The organism is Longimicrobium sp. (genome assembly GCA_036389135.1).
Taxonomy (GTDB): domain Bacteria; phylum Gemmatimonadota; class Gemmatimonadetes; order Longimicrobiales; family Longimicrobiaceae; genus Longimicrobium.
Map to the genome: position 1 here is coordinate 1 of DASVQP010000058.1, position 17,149 is coordinate 17,149.

The window sequence follows — 17,149 nt, forward strand, 5'->3', positions numbered from 1 at the left end:
AGCGGGCCCGAAGGCGCGGCCGGTGCGGCGGGCGCGGGGGCCTGGATGATCACCGGCTGCGTCGTGGTGCCGCCGGCGGCGGCGCCCGCGCCGGGGCCGGGCGCGATGGTGCGCGCCGTGCGCTGAAAGGTCAGGCTCTGCACGCGCGCCACGCCGAAGTCGTTCACCTGCACGTCCACGCGGCGGGGGTAGATGGCCAGCACCGTGATGGAGCCCAGCCGCTGCCCCGTGCGCAGGCGGTGGCGGCCGGCGCTGTCGCCCACCGTGAACACGGCGATCGACTGCCGCGGGTTGGGCGAGTACACGATGGAAGCCAGCCGCAGGTCCTCCACGCGGTACCCCAGGTCGGCCGCGCTCAGCAGCGGCTGGAAGGGGTCCGGGCGGCCGCCGCGCTGGTAGCGGAACACCTCGCGGCGGTAGTTCTCGATGGGGCGCACCGCCGAATCGGCGGGCGCCGCGGGCTGCGCGGCCGCCGGGGCGGCGAGCCCCAGCGCCAGCGCCACCGCCGCCAGGGCGGCCCTACTCCGCGGGTTTTTCATTTTCCGTCGGCGTGCTGGGGATCACGTAGGTCTCTATGGAGAAGCGCGCCTCCACCCGGACGGCGTCGGCCGCCCCGGGGTTGGCCGCCGCCCCGGTGCCGCCGGCCGCCGCGGTGGGCGCCAGCGTCAGGTTCAGCGGGGTCACGATGCGCGGCAGCGAGGCCACGCGAGTCAGGAAGTCGCCCACGTCGTGGTAGCGCCCCACCACCGCCATGTCGTACGCGCGGCGGGTGTAGTACGCCTCCTCGGTGGCGCCGCTGGGCTGGATCAGCGCGATCTCCACGTTGGTGCGCTGCGCCTCGGCCGATATGGCGTCCAGCAGGTCCGGCAGCTCCTCGCCGGAGGGGATCAGCCCCTCCACCGCCTCCAGCTGGCGGCGGTAGCTGGCGAGCGTCCCCTCCACGTCGGTCCCCACCCCGCGGGTGAGGGCGCGGGCGGCGGAGTTGCGCGTCTGCAGCTCCTCCACGCGGGTGCGGAGCGCGGCCACCTCCGCCTGCCGCGGCGCGTACACGTAGTCGTAGAAGAGGTAGCCCAGCAGGGCCACCATCACGCCGCCCAGCATGAGGTTACGGCGAAGCTGCGGGTCCAGCGGAGGAAGTGCCATGGCTCAGCGCCCGGAGGGAAGGACGGGTACGATCTCCAGAAGTGACGAATCCGGCTGCTCGTAGCGCGCTTCCAGGGTGAACTTCAGGTACGTGCGTCCCTCGGTGGTCGTCTGCTCGCTGGTCACCAGCGCCACGTCGCGGATCATCGGCGACAGCTCCAGGTTCTTCATGAAGCGCGTCAGCGCCTGCGTGGAGCCGGCGGCCCCTTCCACCGAGAAGGCGGGCCCCTGCGGCACGGCCGGCGCGGCCCGCGCGGCGGAGTCCTTTTTCGCCGTGTCCGCCGGGGCGGGCGCCGGGGCGGCGCCGCCGTCGTCGTCGGAGGTGGCGAGCTTGGTGAGCCAGGTGAACGGGGGAACCGCGCGGCTCACCTCGTCCATCAGGTGCGGCCAAACGTAGCGGCGCCCGTCCACGCTGCGGATCACGGAGATCTTGCTCTCGATGGTATCGCGGCGCGCGTCCAGCGTCTCCATCAGCGAGATGGTGCGCGCCAGCCGCACCGAATCCGCCATCTCGCGCTCCACGCTGGCCTGCAGCTCCGTGCGGGCGGCGCCGGTCTTCCACCACCCCAGGCCGGCGAGGATCGCCAGGAGGAGGGCGGCGCCCCCCACGGCGGCCACGCGCGGATCGCCCCCCACTTTGGGCAGCGACGGCGTACGGGCTCCACGCGCGGCGGAGGCACGCTTCGGCGTGCCGCCGGGGAGAAGGTTGATCTGGATCAAGGGTGTGTACCCGGGCGTTCGGCGGTGCCCCGGCGCGGCGCGCGGGGCGGAAGTTCGTTCGGAGGGCGGCCCTAGTTGGCGCCGCGCAGGGCGAGCCCCACGGCCAGCATCAGCATGGGGGCCAGCTCGTCTACGGGGAAGAAGGTGCCCGCGCCGCTTCGCACCCGGAGGCGCTGGAGCGGCGAGGCCAGCTCGGTACGGGTGCGCAGGCGCGCGGCCACCACGTCAACCAGCCCGGGGATGCGCGTGGACCCGCCGCTCAGGTACACCCGCGACAGCCCGCCGCCCGCGTCGCTGGCGGCCAGAAAGGCCCCCGCGCGCTCGATCCCCGTGGCCAGCTCCTCGCACCCCTCGTCCAGCAGCTCGCGGAACTCGGCGGCGCGCGGGGAGCGCCCCTCCAGCACCTCCTCGGCCTCCTCCACCGTCAGCCCGTGGCGGCGGCGCAGCTCCTCCCGCAGGCGGCGTGAGCCGAAGGGGATGTCGCGCGTCAGCACCAGCGCGCCCTCCTGCAGCACGTTCACGGTGGAGATCTCGTGCCCCACGTTCACCAGGGCGCAGATCCCGTCCATCGCCTCCGGGTAGTTGTACTCGAAGGCGTTGTGCAGCGCGCAGGCGTCCACGTCCACCACGGTGGCGGCCAGCCCCGCGTCGCGCAGCAGCCCCACCCGCTGCTCCACCACCTCGCGCTTGGCGGCCACCAGCAGCACGTTCATCTGCAGGCCGTCGCTCAATGGGTCCACGATCTGGAAGTCCAGCTGCACGCTCTCCATGTCGTACGGAACGTACTGCTCGGCCTCCCAGCGGATCACTTCGCGCGCGTCGGCTTCCTTCATCCGGTCCATCTGGATCTTCTTCACCATCACGTCGCGGCCGCCCACCGAGGCGACCAGCGTCCTGGGCTTCACCCCCGCCGTGGTGAGGAGCGACTGCACGGTCTGCACGACGATCTGGGGGTCCATCACCTCCCCTTCCACGATGGCGTCGGCCATCAGCGGGGTGTGGGAGACGTGGACCAACTCCGGCTCGGCGCCGGAATGGTCGATCACGGCGAGCTTCACGTAGCCGCTGCCGATGTCGAGGCCCACCGTGCTCTTGTTGCGGCGGAGGAAGGAAAGCATGCTGCTTTTGGAAAACGAGTGTCGTAGGCGCGCGGCAAACTACGCGGCGCAGCGGGTGTGGCGGGGTGGAATTGTAAGGAGGTACACGACAGTGTACGTCGCTCCCGGTTCGGCGTCAAGGACGCGCTCTGCCACCTTTCTGCTACCGCACCACCTCGAACCATCCCTGCGGGGGCCGGTTGAGGATGAAGCGGGGATTGGCGTCGTTGAACGACTGCTGCGCCCGGCGGTTCACACAGGGGTCGTAGGTGATGTTCATGGTGCCGGAGAGGTCGTTGTTCCCGTCCACCTTGGCCACGGTGATCGTGTTGAACCCGATCACCGCGCCCACCACGGTCACGGTGCCGGTCACGTCCAGGGCGCCCTCCACCAGGATGATCCCCTTGAACTTGAAGTTGCCGGAGATCCTGAGCCCGCCGTTCACCACTACGATGATCCCCTGGCCATGGTCGCCCTGCAGGTCCACCTGGCCGCCCTGGGCGTCGATCCCGATCGTGGGGTAGTACGACGTGTCGGCGCTGGCGGCGGTGCACCCTACCTGGAGCGACTGGGGGCATCCCCAGTTCGCCACCGAGTCCTTGGGGACGCTGGAAATGGCCTTGAAGCCGCTCGGGAAGTTGCGCAGCGGAGTCAGCTTGGGACCGAACTTTATGTGCGCCTGCTGCGCGACCTGCAGCGGCGTCTTTCCGCCGAGGATCCGCCGCTGGAACTCGTCTTTCGTCTCCGAGGTCTGCTTGGTGCCCTGCGCGAGGTCCACGGCGCTGCCGCTGGTGGTCACCTTCCCTTCGCTGGACGTTTCGATCGCCGGCACCTTTCCTGACGACCCGCACCTGGACACGTTCTGCGCCTGCCCCGCGATGGACGCGTTTCCCGTGATCTCGACGTTGCCGCCGAACGAGCCCGCGCCGTTGATCTTGAGGTTCAGCTGATCCGGAGCGAGATCGAGCTGCAGGAATGCCCCCAGTGTGCGGCTGGAGCGCCCTCCGGAGCGTACCGGGGCGGCGGTGATGCAGTAGACCGCGCGCCCGGGAACGAACGTCCCATCGGCGTTCGACACCGGGTTGCGCCGGTAGAGCTGGCGGATGGTGTTGGTGCCCGTGCCCCCGCTGGCCAGGGCGAACGGGCTGGGCACCATCGCCGTGGACGGCGCGGTGAACGAGTCCGCGCGGAGCGCCACGTCGATCAGGCTCACGGTGGTCTCCAGCGCCTCTTCCGCGTTGTACACGCCGCGCGTGGCGTCCTGCTGCGCGCTGCTGATGGCGAGGTCCGTAGAGGAGCTGACCAGTGCTGCGGTGACGAGGATGGACACCACCACCAGCCCGATCATCGCCAGCGGGAGCGCTACACCGCGCTCGCAGCGGAGCGCCCTGAAGTGATTCTGCATGGATTTGCCTGGGCGGGATGCGCTAGCGGAAGTTGCGGAGCGACACGGTGATGGAGTCCTGCGTGGAGACCTTGCGCTTTCCCGAGCTCGCGCCCGTGCCCTGCCGGCCCCTCATCGTCACGATCACCCGCACGTTGCGGATGGAGTCGCGCCTGATGGCGTCTACGGGCGCGGTGAAGGCCACCCCCGCGGCGTTGAGGTAGCGGAACGTGAGGTTCTCGACGGGGCCGGCCAGCGGCTCGGGCCTCCCGCTTCCGCTGAGCTCGCGCGTCATCCAGCGGTCGCCGGCGGCGTCCGGGGTGCCTTTGCCATACGCCACCGAGCGCCACACGTACGCCGCCAGGCCGGGAGAGCCGGGCACGCCTCCGGGGACGTTGTCGAACTTCACCACCACCGTCCGGGTGTCGTCATCCGTCAGCCCCTTGCACGGCGACGTGGCGGCTACCGTGCGGGAGAGTGTGTCGCTGCGCGTGACGTTTTCGGCCCAGTCGAACACCGGTGGAGCCGTGCCGTCGATGCTCCCGTCCGACCGCTGCAGCGCCAGCCCGGTCTGCAGCGGGATCCCGCCGGCGGCGGCGTTCACCCAAACGAACTTGTCGAACACCACGTAGCGCGAGCCAGAGTTCTCGCCGCAGTACACGCCCCACGCCATGGGGGCGCGGAAGCGGATGGTGTCCTCGCCGGCCATCAGCAGCCCGCCGGGGAGAGGCACGGTTCGCAGCTCGCTCCCCAGCAGCTCCAGCGTGCCGCGCGCGTTGTCCTGCACCTCCTGGCGCGCGTACTGGATGTCGGTGAAGCGGGCCTGGCCGGTGACGAGCTGCAGGATCACCCCGGCCAGGAAGCCGGCGATCACCAGTGACACCAGGAGCTCGGTCAGGGTGAAGCCGGCCGTGCGCGTGTCTCGGAGTGCGCGGTTCATGGAATCTGGGGATCGAAAAGGTACGAGTTCAGCACCACCGGGGCCGCACGCACCAGGCGGCGCCCCGTCGACTTGGGGCTCACCGTAACCGTGAGCCGCGCCTGCTTCACCGCCTGCCGCGTGGCTTCGCGCTTCACGACGGCCGTGTCGCCGCCCACCAGGAACACCTGCGTCGTCTGGCTGATGGGGAGCGCGGCGGGGGCGTTGCGGATCTGGTTGCGCAGCGTCTCCATGCTGGAGGCGGCGAGCGTTGCGTAGCGCCCCTGCTTCTCCGAGAGCGTCACCACGCGCGCGGCTCCGATCCCCAGCGCCTCGAGGCTCAGCAGCCCCACGGCCAGGATCACCATGGCGATCATCACTTCGATCAGCGTGAAGCCCTCGTTTCCGCGCGGCGCGCGGCGGGCGGGATCAGCGTGCACGTGTCACCTTGCCGAGTGGGGTGATCTTGATGCTGTCTACGTTGGCGTTGTTGCGGAGGGCCTGGATGCGCCCCGTTCCCCTGCGGCGCATTCCGCGGCTGTCGAACACCACCGAGTCGAGTACGGGCCGCAGCAGGAGGCCGGGATATTCCTGCGTCAGGCGCACGGTCTTCACCGTGTCCATCGACACCCCGTCCGCCTTGCGGACCTCCACCTGGTAGGCGGTGCCGGTGCTGTTGATCACCAGGCGCGCCGCGTTTCCGGCGCGGATGGCGCGCATCCGCGTGAGGCTCAGGTCGGTGGCGAGCTGATTCATGGCCCCCGTCTTCTTGGCGGCCCCGCCCACTCCGCTGAGGCGCGGCGCGGCGAGTGCGGCCAGGATTCCGACGATGACGAGGGTCGCGAGCAGCTCGGGGAGCGAATAGCCCCGGCGGCAGCCGAGAGGGCGGGATGGTGGGATGTGCATGGCCTCCCCTTAAGGAAGGACCGTGCCCGCCGCTTACCTCCTCTCCCGCAACGACTTAGCACTGCGCCACCCGCGCGCGGAGGTAGCAAGGTTTGCTGCACTGGCAAACCTTGCGCACCCGTGCATCCCTAACTGCTTGGCTCACACAGAGACACGGAGACACAGAGGAAAGGCACAAAAGAGGTTCTTGCTCTGTGTCTCCGTGTGAGACCGCGGTTCTCCGATCTCAGAACCGTCGCCGGACGCGGCCGAGCACCGATACGGTGAGCGAGTCCACCACGCCCTGCCGCCGCGACCAGACGGTGCGGTTCTCGAAGGGGAGGAGGAGCCCGCGCGAGCCGAACACGATGTTGGTGTCGTTGTTGGACTCCAGGCACACCCCGCTCGCGGAGCTCCGCAGCCGCGCCACTCGCACCACCCGCGGCGCGGGGTCGCGTACGGTGATCCGGTAGCCGTCCGCCGAGAAGCGGCCGGAGCGGGGGCCGCCGCACGAGCCCTCGTTGGTGAAGCGCAGCTCCACGCGGCTCCCCCCGCGCACCGCCAGCATCCGCGTGTACGAGATGTCCACCGCAAGCTGGTGGAGCGCCGCCGTCGTCTGCGCGCGCGCCAGTACGCGGCCGAGCGACGCCGACGCCAGCCCCGCGAGGATCCCGATCAGCGCCAGCACCGCCATCAGCTCCGCCAGGGTGACTCCCGCTCTCCGATTCTCCACCTCCACCTCCCCACCCTGCCGGGCGAACGCGTTTCAGCATGAGCAACGCGTCCACTCTGTAAGCTTTCACGCAGATGCGCAAGAACCTTCTACGTGCTGGCGGCAGCGGGTCGCACCGGCGGGGAAAGCCAGCTCTCACAATGGTTTGCGGATGGCGCACGCGGAGCGGCGGCGCGCGAGAACGGACCAGGAGGGCGTACAAAAGGGGCGGCGCACCCATCGGTGCGCCGCCCCTGAAAACGCTGATCGCGTGCGCTACGCCGCCGACTCGGCGGGGCGCTTGATGGCCCACAGCCGCAGGAGGAGCTCCTCCATCGCCTGACGGTCGGTGAGCGAGGCGGACTTGAGGAGGCGGTCGGTGCGCAGGAGCTCGCAGAGGGCGGCATCCACCTCCGGGAGGGTCCAGCGTCGGGCCTGGGGGACGATGCGCTTCGCCATCCAGCGCTGGAACGGCTTCAGCTCGCGCTCCAGCGCGCCCTGCCCGCCCGCGCACACGATCCCCACCTTGAGGAGCTGCCCGCCCATCCCGATCACCAGCCCCACCGCGTTCTCCCCCGCTTCCAGCAGCGTGGGGAGGGTGGCGAGCGCTTCGCGGAACTTGCGGTCGGCAACCAGGTCGAACCACGCCCAGCGGTCCTGCCGCGGGACGGAGCCGCCGACCGCGCGCACGTCGTCCAGGGTGATCCGCTTCCGGTCGCTGGCGTAGGCGACCAGCTTGGCCAGCTCGGAGCGCAGCATCCCCAGGTCCGCGCCGATGGCGGCCACGACCGCGCGCGCCGCCTCCGCGTCCAGCTCCACGCCGTGCATCTCGCTCGCATAGTCCATCATCCACCCCGGCGCGTCGTTGGGGTCCAGCGGGGCAAATTCGGTGGAGACGGCGCGCTTCTTCAGCTCGTCGTAGAACTTGGCCTTGCTCGCGGCGGGGATGACGGCGGAGAGGACGAGCACCAGCCCCGCCGGCGGCGCGGCGGCGACGGCCTCCACCACCTCGCGCGCCTTGGGCGAGAGCCCCTGCGCGTCGCGCACCACCACGACGCGGTGCTCGGCCATCATGGGCGGCGTGGCGGTGAGCGATGCCAGGTCGTCGGCAGTGACTTCGGCGCCGCGGAGCTGGTCGAAGTTGAAGTCGCGCGTTGCGGGGTCCAGGTACGCGGCCACCACGCGTCCCACCGCCTCGTCGCGCGAGAACTCCTCTTCGCCATGGAAGAAGAACACACCCCCCGGGACACGGTCCCGGAGAGTGCGTTCGAGTTTGTCAGCCGAGATCTGGGGCACGGTGGCTAGCGGGCGAGGAGGTCGCCTTCGGTGTGCGCCGCGACGGTGGTGACGAGGGGGCCGTCCTTTTTGAACACGAGGTCGTGGTACGGCAGCTCGGTCACCGCCACGCCCAGCCGCGCGAGCTGCGAGGTGACGCGCCCGGCCTCGCGGTGCGCCGGCCCGTCCCACGCCGCCAGACGCTCGGCGAAGGGCACCGTGCTCGCGGCGGCCTGGAGCGGGGCCTCGCCCCCCGAGTACTGGCGGACGAGCGGCACCCACGCGGCCGCAGCGATCGCCGCGGCCACGCCCATCGTGGCGAGGGCGGTGGCGGAGCGGCTCGCGTTGCGGGCGCGCGCGGCCTCCAGGTCCTCGGTGTAGATGCGGTGCTGGAGGCGCGCCGCGAAGTCCTCGGACACTTCCAGCTGGGGAAGCTCCCGAAACACCTCCGCGCCGCGGCTCACCACGCGGTCGTACTTCGCGCAGGAGGGGCACTCGTCGAGGTGCACCTCCATCTCCATCCGCTCTTCCCACGGAAGCGCGTCGTCCCGGAAGGCGGAGTATCCCGCCAGGAACCGCTCGCAGCTCGTCATCGTTCCTCCACCCATCGCGTGTGGCCGGTCCAGTCCGCGGCGCGCGTGCGTCGGCGCGTCGTTGAGCCACGTTGTACGCGAAAGGCCCCCCGGTGTTCCCAAGCGATGAGTGTTGCTCAGACACACCCCGCGTCGTTCCGCCACATCAGGAAACCGCAACTGCAGGGCTCACACAGAGGCACAGAGACACAGAGGGAGAACACCAGAGGTTTCTCTCTGTGGCTTTCTGTTCCTTCTGTGTGTCTGTGTGAGATGCAGTTCGGGATGTCTGCGCCGCAACAAACAAGGGGGACCCGCTCATGCAGGTCCCCCTCCAACTCGTTCCGCCACGGAGCCTCAGTCGAGGAGCGGAGCGATCAGCTGGGCGAAGTTGTTGCGCGCGCGGTTCAGGCGGCTCTTGACCGTGCCCAGGTTGGCGCCGGTGATGTCGGCGATCTCCTCGTACGTCTTCCCCTCCATCTCGCGGAGGATGAAGACCGTGCGGTGATGCTCCGGGAGCTGGTCCACCGTGTTCTCCACCATGCTCTTGAGGTGGCGCTTCCGGAAGAGGTCGTCCGGGCGGTAGGTGTTGTCCTCCCACTCCAGCGGCCGCGAGTCGGCGTCCCAGTTCTTCTTGATCGTCTGAAAGAGCACCAGCGGGTTGCGCGAACGGTTGCGCAGCTCGTTCTTCGCCAGGTTCGACGCGATCGTGTAGACCCAGGTCGAGAACTTCTTGCTCTGGTCGAAGCGGTGCAGGTGCCGGTACACCCGGATGAACGTCTCCTGCACCAGGTCTTCCGCGCGCTCGCGGTCGCCGGTGGTGCGGTATACGAAGTTCAGCAGCCGGGTCTGGTAGCGCTCCACCAGCTCGCCGAAGGCGCGCTTCTCTCCGTCCAGAAAGGCGGCCACTACGCCGCTGTCGTCGAGCTGCTTGAGCGCCCCGCGGGCCGACGCGGGGTCGGCTTCTTTGGGTGCGCGGGCGAAGACGTCTATCATGGGAACCCCCTTCCAGGGAACTGCTTCGGGTTGGGTTTGGCTGGGCTGCACATCAGAGAAAGGCAGGGGACGTGCCCCGTTCCGCATCCCTCTGAATACAGCCGCAAAGCCGCTTGCCTGCTGGGTTTTCCGCTCGCGGCGCCGCTCGGGCGCTCCCGCCGGCCTGTCTCCGTTCGAGGACACCGCGTGCAGACTCTGGACACCGGCCCTCCCCGCCCGCCGGCTTACATCCCCATCACGAACCCCGCCGCGTAGAGAAGGGTGCAGATGGTCTTTCCGTCGGTGATCTCACCGTCGCGCACCATGCGCAGCGCTTCGGACATGGGGAGGGGCACCGTCTCCATGAACTCGTCGGGGTCGAACTCCGTCTCGCCCGCCGTGAGGCCGGTGGCCAGGTAGAGGTGGATCTGCTCGTCCGTGAAGCCCGGCGTGGTCCAGATGGTGGTGAGGAAGCGGATGGAGCCGGCGGTGAGCCCCGTCTCTTCGCGGAGCTCGCGTCTCGCGCACTCCTCCCAGGGCTCGCCCGGCCGGTCCGGGCGCCCGGCCGGCACCTCGTAGAGGTAGCCGCCGGTGGCGTAGCGGTACTGCCGGATCAGGACGATCTGCGGGTCGCCGCCCGCCGGGTCGCTGAGGACGGGGAGGACCGCCGCGGCGCCGGAGTGCCGGATCAGCTCCAGCTCTCCCGTGGAGCCGTCCGGAAAGCGGACGGTGTCCACCCCCAGGTCCACGATGCGCCCCTTGTGGACCGGCCTTCGCGAGATCATCCCCGCCGCGCCGGCCGGGGGAGTGGAGTCGCTCATCGGTTTCCGCACGTTGAAGATGTCCAAAGAAGGGGCGCCGCTCAACCGGCTGAGCAGCGCCCTAACTACAAGCTAACGAACGTTTGAAACGGTCAGTCAAGCACCTCGGCGGGGTCCACCACCTCCACCGGGCCGATCCCCAGCGCCTCCAGCGGAGCCCGCACCTGGTCCGCGTCGCCGGCCACTACGATGACGGCGCGCTCCGGGTGGAGCCGCCTGCGCGCCGCCTGCAGCACCTCGTCCGCGGTCACCGACAGGATGCGCTCGCGGTGGCCCTGGTAATGATCTGTGGGGAGGCCGTACGTCACCAGCCCGGACAGCCGTGCCGCCACACCGGTGGTGGTCTCCACGGTCAGCGGAAAGACGCCGGCCAGGTAGTCGCGCGCGTCGCGAAGCTCGCCGGGCGACACCTCGGCCTCGCGCATGCCGCGGATCTCGCGCAGGATCTCCTCCACCGCGTGCGCCGTGACCTCGGTCTGCACGGCGGTGGAGGCGTAGAAGGCGCCCCGCTGCCGCCGCGCCGTCCAGAGCGTGCTGACGCCGTACGTGTAGCCGCGTCGCTCGCGCAGGTTCATGTTGAGCCGCGACGAGAAGGAGCCGCCCAGGATGGAGTTCATCACCGTGATGTGGGTGTAGTCCGGCGCGCCGCGCTCCACTCCCACGTGCCCCAGCCGGATCTCGCTCTGCACCGCGCCCGGGCGGTGCGCCACCACCACCGTCGCCTGCTCGCTGCGCGGCGTGACCGTGGGGACGGCGGCGGGGAGGCTCTCCCCCTTCCAGTCGCCGAAGAAGCGCTCCGCCAGCGCCGCCAGCTCGTCCAGCCCCACGTCGCCCGCGCCCACCAGCGCGCTTCCCGCGGGGGCGTAGCGCGCGGCGTGGAAGGCGGCCACCTGCTCGCGCGCCAGCGCGCTCACCGTCGTGGAGGTGCCGCCCAGGGCGCGCGCGAAGGGAGTGTTCGCGGCGTAGGTGTAGCGGCTGAAGATCTCCGTGGCGAGCGCGGAGGGGTCGGTGCGGCGGTGCGCCAGGGTGCCCAGCCGCTCCACGCGCAGCCGCTCCACCTCCGCGTCGGGAAAGGTGGGGCGGCGCACCATGTCCGCCAGGAGCTCCAGCCCCTGCTCCAGGCGCGCGTGGAGCGACGTGAAGCCGCACTGCGCCACGTCCCACCCGGTGGTGCTGTCCAGCGTGATGCCGAGGTCGTCCGCCGTCTCCGCGATCTGGTCCGCCGTGCGCTCCCCCGCGCCCGACTCCAGCAGACTCGCGGTGAGGGTGGCGACGCCGGCGGTGGCATCCTCCTCGGCGGTGCCGCCTGCGTTGGCCACCAGCTCCAGCGTCACCACGGGGAAGCGGCGCGTCTCGGCCACCACCACCTCCAGCCCGTTGGCGAGCGCCGTGCGCTCCACGGCGGGAAAGTGGAAGGGGCGCACCGGGCCCGGCGTGGGCGCGTGCGCCCGACCGTCCACCCCGCTCACGCGGCCACCGCCTGCGCCGCGCGCGGCAGGTAGGTGAGGACGACGCGATTGTCCGCGTGCAGGTACCGTTCGGCCAGCGCACGCACGTGCTCGGATGTGATGGCGCGGTAGCGGTCCAGCTCGGTGTTGATCCGCTCCGGCTGGTCGAAGAGGGTGGTGAGCATCGAGAGACGGTCGGCGCGCTCGGCCACCCGCTGCAGCTCCAGCATGTTGCGCGCTTCCAGCCCCGTAAGTGCGCGCTCCAGCTCCGCGGCCGACGGACCCTCCTTCGCCACGGCTTCGAGCTGCTCCAGGATGGCGGCCTCCAGCGCCGCCGGGTCGCCGCCGGGGGGCGAGATCCCGCGCACCATCAGCGAGGCGGCGCCCGTCACGATGGGGAGGCAGAAGGCCGATGCCGCCCGGGCGATGCGCCGGTCCCGCACCAGGTCGCGGTACATCCGGCTCGACTTCCCCGACGAGAGCACCTCCGTGAGGACGTCGGCGGCGTAGAACTCCTCCGACCCGAACGGCGGGATGCGGTACGCCAGGTAGACGCGGGCGAGCGCGAAGTCACCCTCCACCGTGTCGCGCACCTCGCGCCCCACCATGAACGGATCCAGTTGCGGCTCGCCCGGCAGCGGCGGCAGCCCGGGGCCGCGCGGGATGGGGCCGAAGTAGCGCTCCACCAGCCGCCGCGCCTCCGCCGCGTCGAAGTCGCCCACGATGGAGAGCACGGCGTTGTCAGGCGCGTAGTAGGTGCTGAAGAAGCGCTTCACGTCATCCAGCGAAGCGGCGTCCAGATCCGCCATGCTCCCGATTACCGAGTGGTGGTACGGGTGGCTCGGCGGGTAGAGCATCGCCTGCATGCGCTCGTCCCAGTCGCCGTACGGCTGGTTGTCCACCCGCTCGCGCCGCTCGTTCTTCACCACGTCGCGCTGGTTGTCCAGCTTCTCCTGCGTGAGCGCGGGAAGGAAAAAGCCCATGCGGTCGCTCTCCAGCCAGAGCGCAAGCTCCAGCTGGTGCGCGGGAAGCGTCTCGTAGTAGTTGGTGCGGTCCAGCCAGGTGGAGCCGTTCACGCTGCCGCCCGCCCGCTCCACGTGGGCGATGTGCTGCGTGTCTGGCACGTTCTGCGAGCCCTGGAACATCATGTGCTCGAAGAGGTGGGCAAGCCCGGTGCTGCCGGCCGCCTCGTTCCGGCTCCCCACGTTGTACCACAGGTTCACCGCGACCACGGCGTTGGTGTGGTCTTCGGAAAAGACCACGCGCAGGCCGTTGTCCAGGGAGAATCGCTCGATCGGGATCTGCATCCGTTCACCGGGTTGGGTTCCGCGCTTCACCGGATGCCGAGAAGCGCGGCGGGAAGCCCGAAGCTCTCGCGGATCAGGAAGCGCCGCTCCGCGGAGCGGCTGCGCGAGATGGGGCTGTCGGGAGTAGGCGATGTGAAGCCGCGGATCCCCACGCGGATCGCCATCAGCTTCAGCCGCAGCATGTGGAAAGGGTCGCTCACCAGAACGGCGCGCCGCAGCCCGCGGGCACGCATCAGCCTCGCCACGCCGTCCATCGACTGCAGCGTGGTGAGCCCCGTGCGCTCCGTGAGGATGGCGCCGGCCGGGATGCCCTGCTTCACCGCGTAGCGCTGGCTGGCGACCGCCTCGCTTACCGTGTCGCCGGGGCCCACGCCGCCGGTCATGATGACCACCGGCGCCATGCCGCGGCGGTACAGCGCGACCGCGTGGTCCAGCCGCGCGCGCAGCACGGGAGAGGGGCGGCCGTCGTACTGCGCCGCGCCCAGCACCACGATGGCGTCCACGCGACGGGCCTCGTCGCGCCGGCCGTACAGGTGAATGGCGGCCACGGTGAGCGCCCACAGCGCGACGCCCAGGATGAGCAGCCGCACCATGCCGCCGGCCATGCGCACGGGCCACCGCCGCTTCCTCTGTGGCGGGTCCTGCGGCTCGGGCTCGGGCGGCGGTGCGGGGGCGCCCTGCGGATCGGGAAGAGTGCTCACGCGCGCTGCACGAGCCGCTCGCGGAGGAGCGACGGGCCCAGGTCGTCGCGCAGCACCACGGCGTCCTCTTCGCCGCCCTCCAGCGCGTCCTCCACCTCCTGGATCATCTCATGGTCGCTGGCGTCGGCCGCGTCCTGCGCGCGGGCAAGCGCGTTCCACGCCTCGTTCTGCCACCCCTCCCCCGCCGCCGAGAGGGCGGAGAGGATCTGGAGTTCGACGTCCTCAACGCGTTCGGCGGCGGCGCGGTGGAGCTGCTCCGCGCCCTCCTCGGTGCGCCGCGCCTCCACGAGCGCCAGGCCGTACACGCCGCGCAGCCATGCGTCGTCCGCGCGCAGGGCGAGCGCCTCCTCCAGCGATGCGATCCCGTCGTCCGCCCGCCCGGCCAGCAGGTACGCCATCCCAAGGTCGGCGTGCACCTCCGCGTCCTCGAGCGCCAGCGCGCGCGCCGCCTCCAGCTCCCCCACCGCCTCGGCGAAGAGCCCCTCGCGCGCCAGATACGCGCCGTACGCCGCGCGCGCAAAGGGGAAGTCGGGCGAGGTGAGTGCGGCCATGCGCAGCGCGCTCTCCGCGTCCGGGTCGTCAAAGATCGCCACGCCGCTCCCGGCCGCGGCCAGGATGAACGGGTCTTCCGGCTGCAGCGCCAGGGCGCGGCGAAAGAAGTCGTACGCCTCGCTCTCGTTCCCCAGCCGCTGCGAGGCGATCCCGGCCCAGCAGAGGAGGAGGGCGCTCTCCCCCTGCTCCTCCAGGGTGACCAGGAGGAGGGAGTGCGCTTCGTCCCAGCGGTCCTCTTCGCCCAGCGTCTGGGCTTCGGCGACGGCCGCCTCGGCCACCTCGCCGTCCACTTCGCCTGTGTGCAGGCCGTTCTCCTCCGCCATCGCCCGCCGATCCGGTCCGGGTGCCGTTGCGCCGCGCCTGGGGTGGCGCCGCCGTGGCTGGCAAGATACGCATGCGGCGCCGCAGCCGCGAGCCCGGGGGCCCCCTCCCCCGCTCGTCACCTCGCGGCCCCTCCCCCAATAACTGCCTGGGGGAGGGGCGTACGCACACATCTGCTCGCTGCGCACAGATTCCGTAGGGGCGCGATTTATCGCGCCCGTGCCCGATGCGGCACCGGCGCCGGCTCCTCCGCACAGCACCGCGAGGGGCAGACCCACGTGTCTGCCCTCCCCCGCTCCCGCCTCGACCACCGCATCGCGAACCGGCGCCCAGACCCGTGCACGCTGCTCCCAACAGCGAAGCCCCGCCGTTGACAGGCGGGGCTTCGCGCGGAGTGCCCGGGGCGGGACTCGAACCCGCAAGCCGTTGGGCGGGGCATTTTAAGTGCCCTGTGTTTACCGATTTCACCACCCGGGCCGCCCACAAGATAATACGGACTCCACCCCCCGTGGAGTGCCCCGTTCAGCGCGCCCCCTCCGCCGCCTCGATCGCCGCGCGGAGACGCGCCACGTTCTCCGCCACGGTGGCGCGCGCGTTGTACACCGCCGACCCCGCCACCACCGCCGTCGCGCCGGCGCGGACCACCTCCCCCACCGTCTCCGCCGTCACGCCGCCATCCACCTCCAGCTCCACGTGTCCGTGCCCGCCCTCGTCCAGCATGCGGCGCAGCCGGGCAATCTTTGTGGTGCTGGTGGGGATGTACGACTGTCCGCCGAAGCCGGGATTCACCGACATCACCAGCACGAGGTCCACGTACGGCAGGATCTCGGAGAGCGACTCGGCGGGGGTGGCGGGGTTCAGCGTGACGCCCGGCTTCATCCCCAGCTCGCGGATGCGCTGCACGGTGCGGTGCAGGTGGGGGGCCGCCTCCACGTGCACCGTCAGGAAGTCCGCCCCCGCCTCGGCGAAGGCCTCCAGGTAGCGCTCGGGGTGCTCGATCATCAGGTGGACGTCGATCACTCCTTTCGCGGCGCGGCGCGCGGCGGCCGCCACCAGCGGACCGATGGTGATGTTGGGGACGAAGTGCCCGTCCATCACGTCCACGTGAATCCACTCGGCACCGGCGTCCTCCGCCTCGCGAATCTGGTCACCCAGCCGCGTGAAGTCGGCGGAAAGGATGGAGGGCGCGATCTTGACGCGGCTCATGCGCCCTCCCCCAGCACCCGCACCCCGCCCGGCGCGGCGATCACCGCCGCCGTCGCCATCCCCAGGAAGAGCCCCGTCTCCAGCACCCCCGGCCGCCCCAGGAGCGCAGCCTCCAGCGCTTCCGGATCGGCGATGCCGTCCGGGAAGCGGCAGTCCAGGATGTGGTGCCCGCCGTCCGTCGTCATTGGCCCGCCGCCGTCGCCGCGGCGCAGCGCGGGCTCCGCGCCCAGGTAGCGGAGGAAATCGGGGAGGATCGCCGCCGCGAAGGGGTCCACCTCCACCGGGAGGGGAGCGCGCGTCCCCAGCCGCTCCACCACCTTGGAGTCGTCCGCCACGATCACCAGCCGCGCGGAGACCGACGCCACCACCTTTTCGCGGAGGAGCGCCCCACCCAGTCCCTTGATCAGGCGCAGCTGGGGGTCCACCTCGTCCGCGCCGTCGATGGTGAGGTCCAGGCGCCCGCGCTCCGCCAGCGTGGCGAGGGGGATGCCGAGCCGCTCCGCCCGCCGCGCGGTGTCCTCGGAGGTGGGGACCCCCACGATGCCGCCCCACTCTCCCCCCGCGCGGCGCTCCGCGATCACGTCCAGCAGGTGGCGCACGGTGGAGCCGGTTCCCAGCCCCAGCACCATCCCATCCTCGATCCACTCCGCGGCGCGCTCTGCCGCGGCCCGCTTCAGCGCTTCCGCATCGCTCGTCTGCACGTCCCTCTCGCTCGCTCCTGGATGATGATACCGGCCCCGCCGACACAAGGAGGAGGCCGGTACGGGCGCGCAAGCTACGTCACCGGAGGTACCATGAAAAGATCGGGGGGGCGCCGCCATGGCACCCCCCCGACCTTCACCTCAGGTCCAGTCCGTCAGGCCTGGGCGATTACTCGCCGCGGACGCTGCCGGTCTTGATCTCGACCTGGTACGGCTGGAACTCGCAGCCGGGACGGACCGGGACGTACACCACGTCCGGACGGGTCTGGCCCGTCTCGGCGAAGAGCGACACGCCCTGGAACTCGCCCACACGAGTGACCTCGTTGACGCCGAGCACGCGCGGCAGGCCGTACTTGACGAAGCGGCGGTTCTGGAACGTCAGCGGCTCGTTGTTGATGAACCACGTGGCG

At 70.9% G+C, this 17,149-nt stretch carries 20 protein-coding genes and 1 tRNA gene; all 21 read right to left on the reverse strand.

The window, feature by feature from the left end:
• A partial coding sequence (locus VF584_13805) for a hypothetical protein (GenBank protein ID HEX8211244.1) occupies positions 1 to 539 on the reverse strand: 539 nt, incomplete at its 3' end.
• Positions 520 to 1,143 carry a type 4a pilus biogenesis protein PilO gene (pilO, locus tag VF584_13810; GenBank protein ID HEX8211245.1) on the reverse strand — a complete coding sequence of 208 codons (624 nt, stop codon included), beginning with the start codon at positions 1,141 to 1,143 and terminating at the stop codon, positions 520 to 522. The genes VF584_13805 and pilO, both read right to left, overlap by 20 nt.
• Positions 1,144 to 1,146: 3 nt before the next feature.
• Positions 1,147 to 1,863, reverse strand: a complete 717-nt coding sequence (locus VF584_13815; GenBank protein HEX8211246.1) for a PilN domain-containing protein — start codon at positions 1,861 to 1,863, stop codon at positions 1,147 to 1,149.
• Positions 1,864 to 1,934: 71 nt separating this feature from the next.
• Positions 1,935 to 2,981, reverse strand: coding sequence for a type IV pilus assembly protein PilM (gene pilM / locus VF584_13820; GenBank protein HEX8211247.1), 1,047 nt, complete (start codon positions 2,979 to 2,981; stop codon positions 1,935 to 1,937).
• Positions 2,982 to 3,123: 142 nt separating this feature from the next.
• Positions 3,124 to 4,365: a hypothetical protein gene (locus VF584_13825; protein ID HEX8211248.1), complete on the reverse strand. Its 1,242-nt coding sequence runs from the start codon at positions 4,363 to 4,365 to the stop codon at positions 3,124 to 3,126.
• A gap of 22 nt (positions 4,366 to 4,387) precedes the next feature.
• Positions 4,388 to 5,284 carry a type II secretion system protein gene (locus VF584_13830; protein HEX8211249.1) on the reverse strand — a complete coding sequence of 299 codons (897 nt, stop codon included), beginning with the start codon at positions 5,282 to 5,284 and terminating at the stop codon, positions 4,388 to 4,390.
• Positions 5,281 to 5,703: a prepilin-type N-terminal cleavage/methylation domain-containing protein gene (locus VF584_13835; GenBank protein ID HEX8211250.1), complete on the reverse strand. Its 423-nt coding sequence runs from the start codon at positions 5,701 to 5,703 to the stop codon at positions 5,281 to 5,283. The genes VF584_13830 and VF584_13835 overlap by 4 nt, the downstream gene beginning before the upstream one ends.
• Positions 5,693 to 6,169: a GspH/FimT family pseudopilin gene (locus VF584_13840; GenBank protein ID HEX8211251.1), complete on the reverse strand. Its 477-nt coding sequence runs from the start codon at positions 6,167 to 6,169 to the stop codon at positions 5,693 to 5,695. Before VF584_13840 ends, VF584_13835 begins: the two co-directional genes overlap by 11 nt.
• A 226-nt stretch (positions 6,170 to 6,395) precedes the next feature.
• Complete coding sequence (locus VF584_13845) at positions 6,396 to 6,881, reverse strand: GspH/FimT family pseudopilin (protein HEX8211252.1); 486 nt, start codon at positions 6,879 to 6,881, stop codon at positions 6,396 to 6,398.
• Positions 6,882 to 7,136: 255 nt separating this feature from the next.
• The gene (gene holA, locus VF584_13850) at positions 7,137 to 8,096 is read right to left on the reverse strand and encodes a DNA polymerase III subunit delta (GenBank protein ID HEX8211253.1); all 960 of its coding nucleotides are present in this window, start codon (positions 8,094 to 8,096) and stop codon (positions 7,137 to 7,139) included.
• Positions 8,097 to 8,161: 65 nt separating this feature from the next.
• Complete coding sequence (locus VF584_13855) at positions 8,162 to 8,728, reverse strand: zf-HC2 domain-containing protein (protein HEX8211254.1); 567 nt, start codon at positions 8,726 to 8,728, stop codon at positions 8,162 to 8,164.
• Positions 8,729 to 9,064: 336 nt separating this feature from the next.
• Positions 9,065 to 9,703: a sigma-70 family RNA polymerase sigma factor gene (locus VF584_13860; GenBank protein HEX8211255.1), complete on the reverse strand. Its 639-nt coding sequence runs from the start codon at positions 9,701 to 9,703 to the stop codon at positions 9,065 to 9,067.
• 224 nt (positions 9,704 to 9,927) lie between these two features.
• Entirely contained in the window at positions 9,928 to 10,503 is a 576-nt protein-coding gene (locus VF584_13865; GenBank protein ID HEX8211256.1) for an NUDIX hydrolase, read from the reverse strand.
• 92 nt (positions 10,504 to 10,595) lie between these two features.
• Entirely contained in the window at positions 10,596 to 11,972 is a 1,377-nt protein-coding gene (locus VF584_13870; GenBank protein ID HEX8211257.1) for a pitrilysin family protein, read from the reverse strand.
• Positions 11,969 to 13,258, reverse strand: coding sequence for a pitrilysin family protein (locus tag VF584_13875; GenBank protein ID HEX8211258.1), 1,290 nt, complete (start codon positions 13,256 to 13,258; stop codon positions 11,969 to 11,971). The genes VF584_13870 and VF584_13875 overlap by 4 nt, the downstream gene beginning before the upstream one ends.
• Positions 13,259 to 13,284: 26 nt before the next feature.
• Positions 13,285 to 13,959 carry a YdcF family protein gene (locus VF584_13880; GenBank protein ID HEX8211259.1) on the reverse strand — a complete coding sequence of 225 codons (675 nt, stop codon included), beginning with the start codon at positions 13,957 to 13,959 and terminating at the stop codon, positions 13,285 to 13,287.
• The gene (locus VF584_13885) at positions 13,956 to 14,834 is read right to left on the reverse strand and encodes a hypothetical protein (GenBank protein ID HEX8211260.1); all 879 of its coding nucleotides are present in this window, start codon (positions 14,832 to 14,834) and stop codon (positions 13,956 to 13,958) included. Before VF584_13885 ends, VF584_13880 begins: the two co-directional genes overlap by 4 nt.
• 393 nt (positions 14,835 to 15,227) lie before the next feature.
• Positions 15,228 to 15,309, reverse strand: a tRNA-Leu gene (locus tag VF584_13890).
• A gap of 45 nt (positions 15,310 to 15,354) precedes the next feature.
• On the reverse strand, positions 15,355 to 16,038 hold the full coding sequence (gene rpe, locus VF584_13895) for a ribulose-phosphate 3-epimerase (protein ID HEX8211261.1): 684 nt from the start codon (positions 16,036 to 16,038) through the stop codon (positions 15,355 to 15,357).
• Positions 16,035 to 16,739: a ribose-5-phosphate isomerase RpiA gene (gene rpiA, locus VF584_13900; protein ID HEX8211262.1), complete on the reverse strand. Its 705-nt coding sequence runs from the start codon at positions 16,737 to 16,739 to the stop codon at positions 16,035 to 16,037. The genes rpe and rpiA overlap by 4 nt, the downstream gene beginning before the upstream one ends.
• A gap of 169 nt (positions 16,740 to 16,908) precedes the next feature.
• The coding region (locus VF584_13905; GenBank protein HEX8211263.1) for a hypothetical protein at positions 16,909 to 17,149 on the reverse strand (241 nt) is incomplete at its 5' end.

Coding starts and splice junctions, on each gene's coding strand:
- pilO (HEX8211245.1), bottom strand. CDS start 1,143: ATGGCACTTCCTCCGCTGGACCCGCAGCTTCGCCGTAACCTCATGCTG.
- pilM (HEX8211247.1), bottom strand. CDS start 2,981: ATGCTTTCCTTCCTCCGCCGCAACAAGAGCACGGTGGGCCTCGACATC.
- VF584_13825 (HEX8211248.1), bottom strand. CDS start 4,365: ATGCAGAATCACTTCAGGGCGCTCCGCTGCGAGCGCGGTGTAGCGCTC.
- VF584_13830 (HEX8211249.1), bottom strand. CDS start 5,284: ATGAACCGCGCACTCCGAGACACGCGCACGGCCGGCTTCACCCTGACC.
- VF584_13840 (HEX8211251.1), bottom strand. CDS start 6,169: ATGCACATCCCACCATCCCGCCCTCTCGGCTGCCGCCGGGGCTATTCG.
- VF584_13855 (HEX8211254.1), bottom strand. CDS start 8,728: ATGACGAGCTGCGAGCGGTTCCTGGCGGGATACTCCGCCTTCCGGGAC.
- VF584_13860 (HEX8211255.1), bottom strand. CDS start 9,703: ATGATAGACGTCTTCGCCCGCGCACCCAAAGAAGCCGACCCCGCGTCG.
- VF584_13865 (HEX8211256.1), bottom strand. CDS start 10,503: ATGAGCGACTCCACTCCCCCGGCCGGCGCGGCGGGGATGATCTCGCGA.
- VF584_13875 (HEX8211258.1), bottom strand. CDS start 13,258: ATGCAGATCCCGATCGAGCGATTCTCCCTGGACAACGGCCTGCGCGTG.
- VF584_13885 (HEX8211260.1), bottom strand. CDS start 14,834: ATGGCGGAGGAGAACGGCCTGCACACAGGCGAAGTGGACGGCGAGGTG.
- rpe (HEX8211261.1), bottom strand. CDS start 16,038: ATGAGCCGCGTCAAGATCGCGCCCTCCATCCTTTCCGCCGACTTCACG.